The organism is Nostoc sp. NMS8, from assembly GCF_017115045.1.
Classification (GTDB): Bacteria; Cyanobacteriota; Cyanobacteriia; order Cyanobacteriales; family Nostocaceae; genus Nostoc.
Window position 1 is genome coordinate 100,757 of sequence record NZ_JABXKK010000068.1, and the last position, 14,001, is coordinate 114,757.

A 14,001-nucleotide genomic window follows, 5' to 3' on the forward strand; every position below is an offset into this window, starting at 1 on the left:
TTATTAATGCAATTACTCAAACCAGAAAATAAGAAAAATAGCCCCTTGCCACTGTTGGCAGTAGGAACTCTTGGTTTACATCTATTCACTTTGCTGTTACTAATATTTCATGGGTCTATGTTACAACAGTTAGGACGGCAACTTACACCTCAAAGTTTAGTGCAGCTTGTTGATGGTCGCACCATAACCGTAGACCCCCAACCAAATTTAGAGCGACAGCCGGAGGCTATTCGGCGGTTTGTGGGTGAAACTATGAGCTTAATGCTCACCTGGTCACAGCAACAACCACCAACACAAGTCTGGGAAATTAGCTCTCAACTGGTAGCTGATAATTTTAAACAAAAATTTAAGTCAGAAATTACTAATTTAAATCCAGATAGCCAATTTGAAAATGTTAATAGAGGCGCGGAGAATGTATTAGTCATCCAAAAAATTTCTCAACCTACAGCAATAGGTAATGGAAAATGGAAAGTAGAAATGTTTGCCAATCAATTAATTTTTAGTAGTTATGATAAGTTGGGAAAATCAGTTTCTTTTAATAAACAAATTTTAGTTAGAGCCATAGATGAACCAGCAACTTCACTACCAAATGCACCACTACCATTGCACTTCGCAGCTTACCGCCTTGGTGAAGCCAGACTAGAAATTTATAATGTCTGTGAAATCCAAGATAAAAATTGTTCTGGAAATCCCAACTAAGCTCTACTTATGACTCGATACTCAATTCCTGCGGAAACTCCTCCCCAAAATGGATTTACTCTCAGCACCGACGATCGCCAACCAGAAGTAGAATCTTTAGATTGGGAATCACGGATGTCAAGGTTAGTCGGCTTTGAAGAAGAATCTTCTACCGCTACCCAAGGTTCAGAAGACTCGGCAACGCCGCCAGAGTCGGTTTCTCAACCACAAGAAGTTCAGACTAAGCAACCACTCTCATCGAATCCCTTTGCAAAATTAGGCTTGGTAGGCGCTGCTACCTTAGCGATCGTTTTGTTGGGTGGTCTGTTTTTGTCTAAATTGATGAGTACCAGCAGTCAAAAGCCCAAAAATGTTGTTTCAGCACCAGTGCAAGAGCAACCCATTACTGAATCTAAATCTCAACAGCTAGAAGCTGAAGTAGATACTCTCAAAACAAAATTAGCCCTGACTGAACAAGCACAGATGGTGAAAGCTGCCCAACAACAGCTGAGAATTGCCAAATCAATGCCGACAGTAGTCTTGCAACAACCGTCAGTTAGACAAAAAGTGATTCCAACACCCCCACCAACAGCTTATGTACCTCCGACGGTAACTGAGCGTATCGTTCGTGTAACTCCTTCTCAACCTTTCACATCAGCCCAACTACCAGTTGTCAGACCAAACACTCAACCGGTAGTTAATATAACTCCACCATCTCCACCAAGCCCATTTGAAGAGTGGGCAAGGTTAGCAAAATTAGGTAGCTATGGCCAAGTAAATGCTAGCAATCAACCTACTAGTAATATAGCTACTTTGGAACCTGTAAATAATGCCCAACCACAGAATAATACGCAGCCACAGACACAAAACCCCAATCCTGAGCAAACTCCAGAACCGCAAGCTCCTATGGTTAGTCAAGCGCAACCCCAGGGACAGAAATCTGTAGCAGTCGGGACTAGTGCCAAAGCTGTGTTAGCGACAGCGATATTTGGGGAAACTTCTAATAAGTCAGGTGGTGGTGAAACAGGCGAAGGAAAAAACGTATTTGTGATCCGATTGCAAGAACCGCTCAAATCTACCGATGGTTCTCCCGCTTTACCTGCAAACACCGAATTTCTAGCTGAAATTAGTTCCCTCTCCGAACAAGGTCTTTTGCAGATGAACGTAGTGAAAGTTATTTCGCAAAGTGGTGGCAACCCTATAGAACGAAGCTTAACCAACAATGCAATTATTCTTCGTGCTACCCAAGGTAAACCTTTAGTAGCCAATAAATTTCCTAGTCAAAGCTCGTCTATCGCATCAATGGATCTAGGACTATTTGTTTTGGGAGGCGTTGGGAAAGCGGCAGAGTTAATCAATCGTAGTGATACTGAACTCCAACCACTTATTTCAACAGTTACCAACGCCGACGGCTCCACCAGCAGCGCCAGCCAAATTACAACTGTCACTAAGAACAGACGCAACCTTGCAGCCGGAGTTGTAGAAGGTGGTTTGAACTCTGTAGTACCCCAAATTGCTCAACGTAATCAACAGGCGATCGCTCAAATGTCACAGCAAACTAACATTTGGTTTTTGCCAGCAGGCACAAATGTTGAAGTATACGTTAATCAAGTAACCCAGTTTTAAGAGGTAGGATTTATACCAATTTTAGATATTTGCAACTATGAAAAAGAATACTAAACTGCCAGGAAATACCCATTATTATTTCCTACCTATAGCTTCCTTAATTTTCTCGGTTGCTATGTTCTTATTAGTAGGTCGTGCTGTAGCTAATAATGCCGTTTTGCGTTCTATCTTTTCTTGCCAAGCGCAAGGTTTAGGAGGATTAATCCCGACAATCAACGTTTGGTATGAGCAAGGCACAAACTTAAGCTTTATTCCGGCTGGAGAAGTAATTAAAAAAGTTTGGTTAAACGATCCATCACAGGTAACTATGGATTTTGATGGCCCGGTATGTATGCAGTTTGGTCTAAAACCTAATACAAGTTCAGGAGATTGTAAAAACTCAGCCGCGAATGTAATCCAACTCAGACGAATTCAAAAACTGAATATTCCTGGACTTCCTAACACTAGTAATACACTTTTAACAGTTATTACCGAAGCCCAAGGTAAAAACAAGTTGTATACTTTTAAAGTAATATATAAAACAGATAGTCCTGAATATCATACTTTAGCAATTTTCCCCGATCCTTCTGGTCAAGAAGGAGCTTGTGCGAGAGTTTCACAATAAAATAGTTCGTCTCAAAACTTGATATAAAGCCTGTTTTACTTCTGACTCCTTGTTAGGGACTCTCAAAAAAAATACTCAACTAGTTCCTGTGGGCTGGGCGGGCGAGACGCCCAGCCCACAAGATTGGCTAATTTATTTCTTGGAAGTCCCTTAGCGCAGGGGGCATAGCCCATTCTGACTTCTGCTGTATATTTAATTATGCCTACCTGTTTAATCAAGCTTTTCCAAGCACATCTTTATAAATCTTCAGATAAAAACTAACCACAAATTCAAAATTCGTGTAAATATAAAGAAAAGCTTAAGAGGTTACAGGCTTCATGGTAACTGCTAAAATGATGCAACAGCTTTGGGCTGTAATCGAGTCTACCCAAGTCAGCACCTTGCTCCACTTTGATGATGCTGCTTTAATACAATTGCTCCTCCAGCAGTTAAAAGCGAAACAAGGACTTGATGCCCAGGCAGATACGACTCTCAACACTTACATCAAATCTAAACTGCCCCTAATTCGCGATACGGCTGAAGGCAGATTATCTTTAGGGCAAGGCGGCAATCATTAGTACGATAAATCAAATGATTGGTCATTGCCAAGCATACGCTCAGAGTTCAAACAGTGCAATATTATGAATCACTGGCTAGTAATTGCCCTAGTAGCTTATCTAATTGGAGCAGCGATTGAAGGGGTGAGTACAGCCAGTCAGCTATCTCATTCAATGCCAGAACTCGCTAAAAGTACACAAGCTAATTCTTCAGAATCTTCTACTGAGCCTAATTCGATTTGGAGAGTTGTGGTAGCGATCGCCTCAGTAAGCATTTGTGGAGCTTTTTTGTGGCCGTGCCGTCTTTTCCACCGTTTAATTAAAGGTAACGTTCGTCCATAAGCCCAAAACAGCAATGCAGTAATTGTGGAAGAACTTCTCCCCCAACCCCGTTTCACAGAGGGAGTTTGGCTTTTGCTGATCTATCATGCAGTTTGTTCGGGTTCTGTCGCTACAGTTTGCCCAATTTTTGGTTCTGTTCCTGTTAGCAGTCGCTCGATATTAGTGCGATGGCGTAAAATCACATACAATCCACCAGCAATCCCAAACAGAATATAGGGTAAGGGTTGATGTAAAAGTAGCATGAAAATGGAAACTGCGATCGCACCTACAATTGAACTCAAAGAGACAATCCGCGATATCGCCACAATCAGGGCAAACACACCCGCTGTTGCTAAACCTACCTGCCAAGTCATTGCCAACAAAATCCCTAAGCTGATAGCAACGGATTTACCACCGGTAAAGCCTAAAAAAATTGATTTACTATGTCCCAAGATGGCAGCTAACCCAGTTAAAGTTACAACCCACGGTTGCCATAGTTGTGCATCTACCGTTGGAGGGATAAAATTTTGATTAGAGGCAAAGTTGAACAACCAGTAAACTAGAGCGATCGCTAATACTCCCTTTAAGGAATCAAGTACTAAAACCAATGCTCCTGGCCCTTTCCCCAACGTTCTTAGTACATTAGTTGCGCCAGTAGAACCTGAACCAATTTCTCGAATATCAATACCCTTTAACTGCTTCACAGCAATATAGCCAGTGGGAAAAGAACCCAGCAAGTAAGCTATGACTACAATTGCCCCGCACAGAGTTAACCAAATTGTCATAATACAATTCAAAATTCAAAATGACGCTCGAAGACTCGCTGACGCTGCGCTAACAAAATTCAAAAAAGTCAAGAGTAATATCTCTTGACTAATGACCAATGACTCATTTAAAAATCATCATCATAGTTTCTCACTGTTTTGGGGTCAGGAGCAAAGGCTAACCACAGGGGAAATTGCAGCAGTGACAAACTGATTTGTTCTTCTGAATCGTCAATGATAATTAAGGGCAGTTGATTGGCTTTCGTCAATCGCTCTGCTTTTTGAGCGAGAGCATCAGGCGCTTCAAATAATACCACACCCCGGTCTGGGCCGAAATCTGGGCGACCGATTCCGAGACAGTCTTGCAAGCCGCGCCGCCATTCACCTAATCGTTCTGGTGTATTAGCTAAGACTAAAGTACGAATGCGATCGCCATAAAGCTTGTGTAATATCGAAATTGCAGCTGAGGCAATTAGGATATTCTGCAAACGGCTACCCATTGTCCGCAAACCACCCCGTCCTCCTTGGGTAAAAAACCAGTTAGAGATTCGTTCGGCATGGATTGGTTCAAAGGTGCGACGTAGTTGCCACGGTGGGCCATAATAATCTGGTTTGTTGCGGTATTGATCAATTAGGCGGCGAATTTGCTTGGTAGTATCTTGAAATTGCTGTTGGGCAAATTGGGGTATTCCAGGCTGCGATTCAACAGGTTTAGCCTCTTTTACAGCTGGTTTTTCTCGTTCTACCACACTTGGGGTCAGTTGCAACTGTTCAGCGGCAACAGCCAAATCTTGTAAACTACCCGTGAGATAGTCTTTAAAACCCTGCACCCGAATTGCCAAGTCTTGGGATGTACCAGCAAAAGTGGTTCGCATCTCATTGCGGATACGTTCTTGACGGCGTTCTAGTTGCTCGACAGAAATTTGCAGAGTTTGCTTGCGTTGTTCCAACTGCAACAGTGACTCTTGTACAATTCGTCCCAGTGAGGTTTGAGTTTCACTCACCTGTGCTTGCAGGTTTTCATAAGAAGCTTGCAGCTTGGCTATTTCTTCCTTAAGAGATGCTTCAGCGCTTTGCAACTCTGCCACTCGCTGCTCTGCTTCTGCATATAATGAATTATTTCCCGATCCTATTTCAGACCCCAGCGCGACATTTTCCGCTTCTAACTGCGCTACAAACTCGCCATTTGAATTTTCTGTTAGCTCTACTGTAGAATCTACCACTTCTGCATTAGAAATGAGTGGCTCAAAAGTCGTGTAGCCTTCTGATGAGTTAATGGCTTCTGTTTTTAGCACTGACTCAACAGATGAATTTACTGGATGTTCAACTGCATTGTTCTCTTCTGGTTTTTCTGTCAATTGCTCATCACTTGGTTCTGGGGTTTGAGATGCCTCTAGGTTCATAAACAATAGTGTAATTCCGATGACGCGAATAAATAGCTTTCAGAAATATTACGATTGACCTGCCATAAAAATCCTGAGCATGAGTGCTAAGTTACGAGTTTATATCAAAACGACTCAGCATAGATAGCAATCAGCACTAAAAACGCGGACAACGTTGTTCTAAACAAGTTTTCAAGGTGTCGGGGTCAAATAAAATCGGCAAAAAGTGAATGCTTTTAATTTCTTTAAAATAAAACAGGATGGGGACTCTATTCCAGAATATCCGCCAGTTTTGCCATTCCTGGTAGGGAAAGCGCCGAATCAACTTTTCACCTCTGTAAATATCTAAGTCGGTGACGGTAAATTGCAAACGCAGCGTTAACGCCTGAAACATGAGAAACAAACCAAACAGTGTGAAAATAGAACCTACCCACGGTTGTACCAAAAGTAGTGGAATCGAGGCAATTACCAATACTATAGGTATATTGTAACTAGGCTTGAGTTCCACAGTGGATGTGGAGTTAGGAGTAAATAAACTAGTCAAAGTCTTAAATCCTGCTTTATTTAGTAGGCATATCTCCTATTTTAGGAGTCAGGAGTTAGAAGTTAAGAGTTAGGAGTTAGGAGTTAGGAGTGAGAAGTTTTAACTCATAACTCTCAGTACACACTACTTCCTGCTGTAGCATCTCTGGTTAAGAGTTAGGAGTGAGAAGTTTTAACTCATAACTTATAATTCCTAACTCCTCACTCCTAACTCCTCACTTTTATAGCCCGATGAATGCACTGCCAGTCCCCTGAAACATCAACCAAGAAAGAAAGAAGTTGCTCACAAATATAATTAGTAAGGCAGTCACAACAGCAGTTGTAGTTGACTGTCCTACACCTTTAGCACCTCCTGTTGTCGTCAGCCCCCAACTGCAACCAATTACGGCAATTAAAATACCAAAGCAACACGCCTTAATCATGGCGCTAAAGATATCCCAGATACCAAGAAAGTTACGGGCTGAGTCTAGAAATACCGTATCAGATAGATTGTAGATATTTGTCGCAATTATTAATCCCCCAAACATCCCTGTTACCAAAGACAGAAGGGTTAAAATTGGCAGCATTAAACAGCAAGCAAGGACACGGGGAATAACTAGGTAATCGATTGGATCTGTTTTTAACATCAACATAGCATCGATTTGTTCTGAGACTCGCATGGTACCGATTTCTGCTGCAAAGGCAGAACCGACTCGCCCTGCTAAAACCACTGCTGTCAACACCGGAGCGAGTTCTCGTGTCAACGCAACAGAAAGCACTCCGCCAATAATGTTTCCTGCGCCAAAGTTGATAAATTCCCGCGCCACCTGAATAGTAAACACAGCACCAACAAAAATAGCCGTCAGTAGGGCAATAAATAAGGAATCTGGCCCAACTGCCGCCATTTGTTCTAAGGTGTTGCGCCGATGGATTTTGCCTCTCAATAGGTGAACTAGTACTTGCCCACCCAGAAAAATCGCTGCCAGCAATCGCTGACTCCATTCCCTTAAACTGGATTTGGATGTAGTCTGGTTCAATGTTCTGTAGCTAACTCGGTAACTGCCTTAAGAATAGCGGAAGTAATGGGGATTGGGAAAGGTGGGGTCCTCTCTGGGGATAAGGGGTAATGGGGATTGGGCATTGAGAAGAGACAAGGTAGACAAGGAAGAGGGGGGAGATAAGGGAGAGACTTGTTCAATAATTCACCCTTGTCCCCCTTGTCCCCTACTCCCCTAAAAAGGCTGAATATTAACTTAGATTAAAGATGCTCTCAGAAAATGAAGCTGTTATTAAAGGTGCTGAAAAGCAAGAAATAAGTGATAAGCTTTGCTATAACCTTAATTTTGCAAGGGTTTTGTAGATTTAAGCCGTTTGTAATCTGCCCAGCATGGGCTGTAACTGATAGCCGTTTCTTTTAATGAAAACTTAAGATTCTTGACAGATTATCTGATCTGGAGCGATCGCACGTATTGTAGAAAATGACAAACCGCTATCTAGCTCTTGTCATCTCTATTCACGGAGTGTGTCCTAAATGACTATTTTGACTAACTTTCTCCGCTCCCTAGTACTTACAATCATTTTTAGTTTTGTCGCTCCCATGTTCTTAGTTGGTGGTGGGTTGCTCTTTATATCCCTCATTGGCCACTTTCCTGGCTTACAAGAGTTAACTGAAGCACTTGCTACTCAGATTATGCGTTTTCTCGCTACCTTCGGCAGTGGAACCCCCCTACGCGGATTGTTCGTAATTAGCTTGACCTGTAGTTTTGTTGGCGGACTGTTTGATATCTTCGTATGTTATCGGTATCAAATTTTACGAATAGATTCTTAAGTAGTGAAATGCTTCGTCAGGAGATTATTGGGCTTTAGAAAACAGGAAAAAGTGATATTTCCAAAATTTAAAGTACTACCGACCTTAACCCCAATAGAGATTAGTGCTGCGGAATGAATTTTTATTAATTAAATAGAGTAGAGTGTCGAAGTGATTGATTAAATATTCATTATTTTTTAGTTATTAGTGATTAATTACTAACAACTAGTAAAGGTGTGCGACTATAGGCAAATAATTTTCAACCATTTTAAAAACCTAGAATACTAAGGGTTCAGAAATTTTTAATTTTGTCAAATAGGTAAAATAGTCTTTCTAAATTACCAAGTTAACGCTAAACTAGAGCTTGGTATTTTTTATTAGCTGCAATCTTGAAGGATTTGATTAGCATCTATTGAGAATATCAAATAAAACTCACTAAAAAATATAAAAATTTCCTTAAAATGACGATGCTCACAATGCCTGCTCATGTTTCTTAACAGAGCAAAGCAGGTCGTTTGACCGTTAGGCATCTTATATTGAATTTATTACGAGGTATGTTGACAGCTCATGGTATGGCCGTTTAAGCCCAAGTTTAAAAAACAAATTGCGCGGATTGAAATTACTGGTGCGATCGCCGGTGCTACTCGCAAACGCGTCCTAGAAGCCCTGAAAACTATAGAAGAAAAAAAGTTTCCGGCATTATTGCTCCGTATCGATAGTCCTGGCGGTACAGTCGGAGATTCCCAAGAAATCTACAGCGCCCTGAAGCGTTTGCGCGAAAAAATCAAAATCGTTGCTAGCTTTGGCAATATTTCGGCTTCTGGAGGAGTCTACATCGGCATGGGAGCCGAACACATCGTCGCCAACCCAGGTACGATTACGGGTAGTATTGGTGTGATTCTGCGTGGAAATAACTTAGAACGCTTGCTAGACAAAATCGGTGTTTCCTTCCAGGTAATTAAGTCTGGCCCCTACAAAGACATTTTGGCTTTTGATCGGCAACTTACTCAACCAGAAGAAATCATCCTGCAAGAGTTGATTGACACAAGTTATCAGCAGTTTGTCCAAACGGTAGCAGATGGCCGTTCTTTAACAGTAGAAGCTGTGAAAAGTTTCGCCGATGGCCGGATTTTTACTGGACAGCAAGCCCTAGCCTTGGGTGTTGTCGATCGCTTGGGCACAGAAGAAGATGCCCGTCGCTGGACAGCCGAATTGGTTGGTCTTGATCCAGAAAAAACTCTCTGCTATACCCTAGAAGAACGTAAACCCTTATTGAGTCGCCTTCTACCAGGGAGTCGTCAGTTCTCATCAGGAATTCGATCTGGAATTGATTGGCTCGAATTTGAAGTCTCTACTAGTGGTTTGCCTCTGTGGTTATATCGACCCTAATATGAGTTAGGAGTTATGAGTTGGAAGTTAGGAGTGAGGAGTTATGAGTTAAAAATCTTAATTTCTCACTCTTAACTCCAATTCCTTACTTTTGTGTTTTAAGGAGGATTTTGGCGTGGACTGGCAAATGCGGGCTATTCGCGGAGCAACAACTGCTTCAGAAAATACTGTTGAGGTAATCCGAGAGGTAGTTACAGAACTACTAGATGAACTGGAAAACCGGAATCAATTCCAGGCGGGGGACATGATCAGTGTGACTTTCTCTGTGACACGGGATTTGGATGCGATTTTCCCGGCTGCGATCGCTAGATCGCGTCCTGGTTGGGATAATGTGGCCATGTTGGATGTGCAGCAAATGCACGTCGAAGGTAGTTTACAGCGTTGCATTCGTTTCTTAATTCACGCCTATCTACCAGCCTCCGCCTCAATTCATCATATCTATTTACGCAACGCAGCTAGCTTGCGTCCCGACTGGAGTTTGCCTCAGTCTTTACAAACATCACAGCCAGTAGTGAAGTCAAAAGTGTAAATTATTTAGATAAAATATATGTAACAGCGCAAAAGTATAATTCGCAGCTGCTCAACCTCTTGCTGATGGGAGAATATTACTAAGTTTGCCGTAGTGATTTGAGGTATATTGGTGAGGCGATCGCTTCGATAGGTTATTGATTATACTTGTTGAAAAATCTTTTTAGTTTAATTGAGCGTAATATTCCTCACAACACCGATGCTATGTTCAGGCTTGTTTTGACTTAGCGGTAAAGACTCTTGAGAAAGGGATTCTAAAAATTTAACTGCTTTTAGTAAAGATTCTCCTGATAATTGTTCCAGCAGTGTTATTCCTCTTGAGCGAATTTCTTCAGGTGGAGTCATGGGCAAGTTGACCTTATTTACATCTAGGTTCAACTGTAATCCAAGTTTTTTGTCCTCCTCTCTTCCTAAAGTCTTATCCTTGCAGCTTTCTCCCTGTTGTAACTCTGAGCTATTTATGAGCCGGGGAATCGTGGCGATCTCATAATCATCCGGCTCTAATAATATTTTGAATGCCTGAAAACATCGAGTGAGAGAGTATCGATCGACTTTGTTATTACAGCTAAAAATCTTACACAGAGTATGAGAGTCTAAACCTGTCTGAACACTCAGATTAATGAGTGTAAATCGCTTGTTGCCGTTTTCATTAAATTCTGTTTTTCGTTTTGCAAGCTCAAGTTTATGTAATCCTTTAGGCGTAAGGATAACACCACGTATGCGTTGTTTTGGAAGCATAAAAAACATTTAGATTTGATTTACGCAACACTTTAGGCAAAAAAGGGAGTCAGCCGAGAGGGAAAATTACAATTTACAGGGAGCATCCGGTTTTGGCAGATAGTTTTTTATACAACCCATAGAGGGGTGCTTATTATATTTCTTCCAAAAGTGGATACGCCAAAATTACACTCCTAGAAGTTCGATTTCAGAAATGTTATTCAACAGTAAATTTTTGATAGTCAGAGTATATGGATATCAGATAGAGATTGACCAGAGTATAATGGCAAACAAGTGTAATCTTAAACACTACAAGCTCATAAGACACGCAGTTTTAATACTATGTAACTAAATTGGCTTTGCTGAGTTTTAGATAATTTTTCGTTCCTTTAGGGGAAAATCAATCTTTTGCTTTGCTAAAAATTCTAAATTTCTCAGTTATTGAAGAGATTTTTACTGATGGTTTAGAGCGACGATTGTAATAATTCTTAATTTCTATGTGCTTAAATTGGCAAATTTCCATTGCTTTAGAAGTATTGCAAAGTGTACTATCTTCCTACGAATAAATTTTCAAATTCTAAGGATAAAATACATGACACCAGGAATAATAACAGTAGACGAATTAAAACAACAAAATGAATTAATAAAAACCCAAAATGAATTAATAAAAACCCGAAATCAATTACTAGATGAATCACTAAAAAAACAAAATTATTTAGTAAAAGGTAATTTCTGGACAGACAATCAGGGGCATAAATCATCAATTAGATTGATGTCATTTTTTGCTCTTATTACAGCAATAGTTTTTGGTTCTTTATCTCTGACTAATGCTCACAATCCAAGTAACACAAACAACAACTCCTTACAGCGCTTCCCGCTATTATGCAATACAATTTTCTCCTTGTCCCTCTCTTAGCATAGCTTTCAGCTTTGAGAATGTACCTCATAGCTGCCGTAAGTGCTGTAAGTAGTGATGTAAACATGACATTTATTTTCTTGGTGGCAGCTTTTGCTCCCAAGGCACTTCAGAAATTCGCAGAAATCAAAGGTGAAACAGAACAAACAAAAGAGAATAAACCATAGTGCGTAATCATGAAAAACTTATACTTAAAAGGTTTTATTTTCTTCTGGAATTTATTAGTTTTATTTTTTATGCAGCAGCTTCCGCTTTCACGTTTTCGTGTTTCGCGTAGCCTGTAGCAGGTTCCGCCTTTAATATAACGTGAGTTTAATTACTGCGATCGCTTGCATACATCACCAACCAAAATTACTGATTTGGTTTTGTTTGGAGAGCGATCTAATTGATTACTCTTATACCAAGTAAAAGTGCGATCGCATTAATTAGCTTTTTAGCTAGAAATCAATTACTGCGATCGCAGCGTAGCTTGCTTCCTGTAGCCTAGAACAACGATGGGGCCATCGCAAAGGCAAAGGTTTTTATACGTGACAAGATAGCGATGGGCTACGCCCCGTCGGAGACGATCGCACACATCCACAGAACTAGAGAATCTAAATAACTACCTGTATGCAAAATGGCGTGATTAAAAGTTATATTAAGCGCAAAAATATAACGCAATGCACAACAGCAATACTTGCGGTAGAATTTTTGGGTGTGCGATCGCGTCATATTTAAAAGCATCATTCGTTCTTGCATCAAAAGCAAGTATTGAGTTTTATTTAATACTCAATATTCAGCAAATTTTCAGCAAAGTTACTAATTGACAAAAATGATTTTGTCTTAAGCTCTCACGAATGCTCTTGTACTAAGTAAAAGTGCGACCGCATTCCAAATGCAAATCTGAATCAACAGCCTAAGTTTACAAGGAATGCGATCGCCATTTAATCTTGTAGCAAATAGTTCTAAACCCTTACAAAGCTCTGTTGTAGGCATCGCTTCATGCAACAACTCTATTCTTTTTGATGATGAAACCTAATTCCTAAAAAGATGTCATAAACAAACTCAAAAAAGTCCTTTTTCTGCAACAATCCTGAAGTTTGATAACATCCTTTTTCATCTAAAAGGGGCTTCATGACATAGTACGCAGGTTGGTAATTATACCAAGGAATAGAAGGCCACAAATGATGAATTAAGTGGTAATTCTGTCCCATAATCAGAATATTGAGAACTTGGTTTGGGTAGACGCGAGCATTTTTCCAGCGATCGCGCTCGGCAAAAGGACGATGGGGCAAATAGTCGAAAAATAATCCTAGTGCTATGCCCACCACAAAAGCCGGTAAAAACCAAAAATTGAGAACATAACCCAAAAAGTGGTATTGCACTGAGATATAAACAATTACACCAACAATTAAGCGGCTGATGAACCATTCTAATAGCTCATATTTACGCCACAGTTGCCGTTGAAAGAAAAACACCTCGTGGTACAAAAAGCGTACTGCAATCAGCCACAGAGGCCCACCCGTAGAGACATAATGATCTGGATCGTCTTTGGGATGATTAACATGTCCATGATGCTGTAAATGCACTCGCGTAAAGACTGGAAAAGCAAAAGCTAGCATCAACGCACTGCCATGTCCTAACATTGCATTCATCATCCGGTTGCGATGGGCAGATTGGTGACAGGCATCATGAATTACTGTTCCAGCACAATGCAAGGCAATAGTATTAACGCAAAAGCATAGCCAGTGCGGCCATTCCCAAAGCCAGTAACCAAAGTTAGATAACACCAGCATGGATACAGCTACAGAAAACAGCAGCAGCGTCGGATTAAAATCACCAGGAGGCGCTAAAAATTCCTTGGGTGGGATTGTCAGTGGCTTTTGTGCCTCCGATGCGATCATCTCTAACATTGACTCCTTCTTGAGCAGACATTACGAATATACGATAAATATTAGTGAATAATAAATTTTTGCAAAGTTTTGTATAGCAAGATTTATCCACAGCTTTGCATATCAGCAGATGAATAACGCTATGATTCCAGACGAAGCCCAGTCTTTACTGATAAGTGGGGTATGACAATCGGCAAGAAGTTTATGGAACAAACTCCTTCTTAGGGAAGATGGATACAAGATTAATGTACTATATCTACTCTATCCCACAGCCACACTCTCCCATAAACTCTCTCTAACTGCTTATGTCTTATTGATATAGCAGTGACTGAAAAGGAGA

The 14,001-nt window shown here is 40.8% G+C and carries 17 protein-coding genes; 10 read left to right on the forward strand and 7 right to left on the reverse strand.

Annotated elements, in window-relative coordinates:
* Positions 1 to 6 precede the first annotated feature (6 nt).
* From HWQ39_RS13210 to HWQ39_RS13230, 5 genes are all read left to right on the forward strand, one after another.
* Positions 7 to 699 carry a hypothetical protein gene (locus HWQ39_RS13210; protein ID WP_292845243.1) on the forward strand — a complete coding sequence of 231 codons (693 nt, stop codon included), beginning with the start codon at positions 7 to 9 and terminating at the stop codon, positions 697 to 699.
* A gap of 9 nt (positions 700 to 708) precedes the next feature.
* Positions 709 to 2,304, forward strand: coding sequence for a TrbI/VirB10 family protein (locus HWQ39_RS13215; RefSeq protein ID WP_292845246.1), 1,596 nt, complete (start codon positions 709 to 711; stop codon positions 2,302 to 2,304).
* A gap of 37 nt (positions 2,305 to 2,341) precedes the next feature.
* Positions 2,342 to 2,908, forward strand: a complete 567-nt coding sequence (locus HWQ39_RS13220; RefSeq protein WP_292845249.1) for a hypothetical protein — start codon at positions 2,342 to 2,344, stop codon at positions 2,906 to 2,908.
* Positions 2,909 to 3,225: 317 nt separating this feature from the next.
* Positions 3,226 to 3,465 (forward strand): hypothetical protein, encoded by a 240-nt coding sequence (locus tag HWQ39_RS13225; protein ID WP_292845252.1) that lies wholly within the window; start codon positions 3,226 to 3,228, stop codon positions 3,463 to 3,465.
* A gap of 63 nt (positions 3,466 to 3,528) precedes the next feature.
* On the forward strand, positions 3,529 to 3,786 hold the full coding sequence (locus HWQ39_RS13230) for a hypothetical protein (protein WP_292845255.1): 258 nt from the start codon (positions 3,529 to 3,531) through the stop codon (positions 3,784 to 3,786).
* Between the two features lie 83 nt (positions 3,787 to 3,869).
* Here HWQ39_RS13230 and plsY read toward each other — a convergent pair whose 3' ends face one another.
* The 4 genes from plsY to HWQ39_RS13250 form a co-directional block, all read right to left on the reverse strand.
* Entirely contained in the window at positions 3,870 to 4,550 is a 681-nt protein-coding gene (gene plsY, locus HWQ39_RS13235; RefSeq protein WP_292845258.1) for a glycerol-3-phosphate 1-O-acyltransferase PlsY, read from the reverse strand.
* 107 nt (positions 4,551 to 4,657) lie between these two features.
* Positions 4,658 to 5,932 (reverse strand): DUF3086 domain-containing protein, encoded by a 1,275-nt coding sequence (locus HWQ39_RS13240; RefSeq protein ID WP_292845261.1) that lies wholly within the window; start codon positions 5,930 to 5,932, stop codon positions 4,658 to 4,660.
* A 136-nt stretch (positions 5,933 to 6,068) separates the two neighbouring features.
* Complete coding sequence (locus tag HWQ39_RS13245) at positions 6,069 to 6,455, reverse strand: DUF3119 family protein (RefSeq protein ID WP_292845264.1); 387 nt, start codon at positions 6,453 to 6,455, stop codon at positions 6,069 to 6,071.
* A 220-nt stretch (positions 6,456 to 6,675) separates the two neighbouring features.
* Positions 6,676 to 7,470, reverse strand: coding sequence for an MlaE family lipid ABC transporter permease subunit (locus HWQ39_RS13250; RefSeq protein WP_292845267.1), 795 nt, complete (start codon positions 7,468 to 7,470; stop codon positions 6,676 to 6,678).
* A gap of 494 nt (positions 7,471 to 7,964) precedes the next feature.
* Here HWQ39_RS13250 and HWQ39_RS13255 point away from each other — a divergent pair, with 494 nt between their 5' ends.
* From HWQ39_RS13255 to aroH, 3 genes are all read left to right on the forward strand, one after another.
* On the forward strand, positions 7,965 to 8,261 hold the full coding sequence (locus HWQ39_RS13255; protein ID WP_292845269.1) for a hypothetical protein: 297 nt from the start codon (positions 7,965 to 7,967) through the stop codon (positions 8,259 to 8,261).
* 546 nt (positions 8,262 to 8,807) lie between these two features.
* Positions 8,808 to 9,629, forward strand: coding sequence for a signal peptide peptidase SppA (sppA, locus tag HWQ39_RS13260; protein WP_292845271.1), 822 nt, complete (start codon positions 8,808 to 8,810; stop codon positions 9,627 to 9,629).
* Between the two features lie 115 nt (positions 9,630 to 9,744).
* On the forward strand, positions 9,745 to 10,158 hold the full coding sequence (aroH, locus tag HWQ39_RS13265) for a chorismate mutase (RefSeq protein ID WP_292845273.1): 414 nt from the start codon (positions 9,745 to 9,747) through the stop codon (positions 10,156 to 10,158).
* A 167-nt stretch (positions 10,159 to 10,325) separates the two neighbouring features.
* Here aroH and HWQ39_RS13270 read toward each other — a convergent pair whose 3' ends face one another.
* Positions 10,326 to 10,895, reverse strand: coding sequence for a hypothetical protein (locus HWQ39_RS13270; protein WP_292845276.1), 570 nt, complete (start codon positions 10,893 to 10,895; stop codon positions 10,326 to 10,328).
* A gap of 571 nt (positions 10,896 to 11,466) precedes the next feature.
* Here HWQ39_RS13270 and HWQ39_RS13275 point away from each other — a divergent pair.
* Both HWQ39_RS13275 and HWQ39_RS13280 read left to right on the forward strand, forming a co-directional pair.
* Complete coding sequence (locus HWQ39_RS13275; protein WP_292845279.1) at positions 11,467 to 11,790, forward strand: hypothetical protein; 324 nt, start codon at positions 11,467 to 11,469, stop codon at positions 11,788 to 11,790.
* Between the two features lie 20 nt (positions 11,791 to 11,810).
* Positions 11,811 to 11,957 (forward strand): hypothetical protein, encoded by a 147-nt coding sequence (locus tag HWQ39_RS13280; RefSeq protein WP_292845282.1) that lies wholly within the window; start codon positions 11,811 to 11,813, stop codon positions 11,955 to 11,957.
* A 379-nt stretch (positions 11,958 to 12,336) separates the two neighbouring features.
* Here the strand turns inward: HWQ39_RS13280 and HWQ39_RS13285 are convergent, their stop codons facing one another.
* Both HWQ39_RS13285 and crtR read right to left on the reverse strand, forming a co-directional pair.
* Positions 12,337 to 12,516 carry a hypothetical protein gene (locus HWQ39_RS13285; RefSeq protein WP_292845285.1) on the reverse strand — a complete coding sequence of 60 codons (180 nt, stop codon included), beginning with the start codon at positions 12,514 to 12,516 and terminating at the stop codon, positions 12,337 to 12,339.
* A gap of 266 nt (positions 12,517 to 12,782) precedes the next feature.
* Complete coding sequence (gene crtR, locus HWQ39_RS13290) at positions 12,783 to 13,673, reverse strand: beta-carotene hydroxylase (protein ID WP_292845668.1); 891 nt, start codon at positions 13,671 to 13,673, stop codon at positions 12,783 to 12,785.
* Positions 13,674 to 14,001 lie beyond the last annotated feature (328 nt).

What these genes read in the sequence shown, in the direction of transcription:
- HWQ39_RS13210 (WP_292845243.1), top strand. Translation starts at nt 7, where the DNA reads ATGCAATTACTCAAACCAGAAAATAAGAAAAATAGCCCCTTGCCACTG.
- HWQ39_RS13215 (WP_292845246.1), top strand. Translation starts at nt 709, where the DNA reads ATGACTCGATACTCAATTCCTGCGGAAACTCCTCCCCAAAATGGATTT.
- HWQ39_RS13220 (WP_292845249.1), top strand. Translation starts at nt 2,342, where the DNA reads ATGAAAAAGAATACTAAACTGCCAGGAAATACCCATTATTATTTCCTA.
- HWQ39_RS13225 (WP_292845252.1), top strand. Translation starts at nt 3,226, where the DNA reads ATGGTAACTGCTAAAATGATGCAACAGCTTTGGGCTGTAATCGAGTCT.
- HWQ39_RS13230 (WP_292845255.1), top strand. Translation starts at nt 3,529, where the DNA reads ATGAATCACTGGCTAGTAATTGCCCTAGTAGCTTATCTAATTGGAGCA.
- plsY (WP_292845258.1), bottom strand. Translation starts at nt 4,550, where the DNA reads ATGACAATTTGGTTAACTCTGTGCGGGGCAATTGTAGTCATAGCTTAC.
- HWQ39_RS13240 (WP_292845261.1), bottom strand. Translation starts at nt 5,932, where the DNA reads ATGAACCTAGAGGCATCTCAAACCCCAGAACCAAGTGATGAGCAATTG.
- HWQ39_RS13255 (WP_292845269.1), top strand. Translation starts at nt 7,965, where the DNA reads ATGACTATTTTGACTAACTTTCTCCGCTCCCTAGTACTTACAATCATT.
- sppA (WP_292845271.1), top strand. Translation starts at nt 8,808, where the DNA reads ATGGTATGGCCGTTTAAGCCCAAGTTTAAAAAACAAATTGCGCGGATT.
- HWQ39_RS13270 (WP_292845276.1), bottom strand. Translation starts at nt 10,895, where the DNA reads ATGCTTCCAAAACAACGCATACGTGGTGTTATCCTTACGCCTAAAGGA.
- HWQ39_RS13275 (WP_292845279.1), top strand. Translation starts at nt 11,467, where the DNA reads ATGACACCAGGAATAATAACAGTAGACGAATTAAAACAACAAAATGAA.
- HWQ39_RS13280 (WP_292845282.1), top strand. Translation starts at nt 11,811, where the DNA reads ATGTACCTCATAGCTGCCGTAAGTGCTGTAAGTAGTGATGTAAACATG.
- HWQ39_RS13285 (WP_292845285.1), bottom strand. Translation starts at nt 12,516, where the DNA reads ATGATGCTTTTAAATATGACGCGATCGCACACCCAAAAATTCTACCGC.
- crtR (WP_292845668.1), bottom strand. Translation starts at nt 13,673, where the DNA reads ATGATCGCATCGGAGGCACAAAAGCCACTGACAATCCCACCCAAGGAA.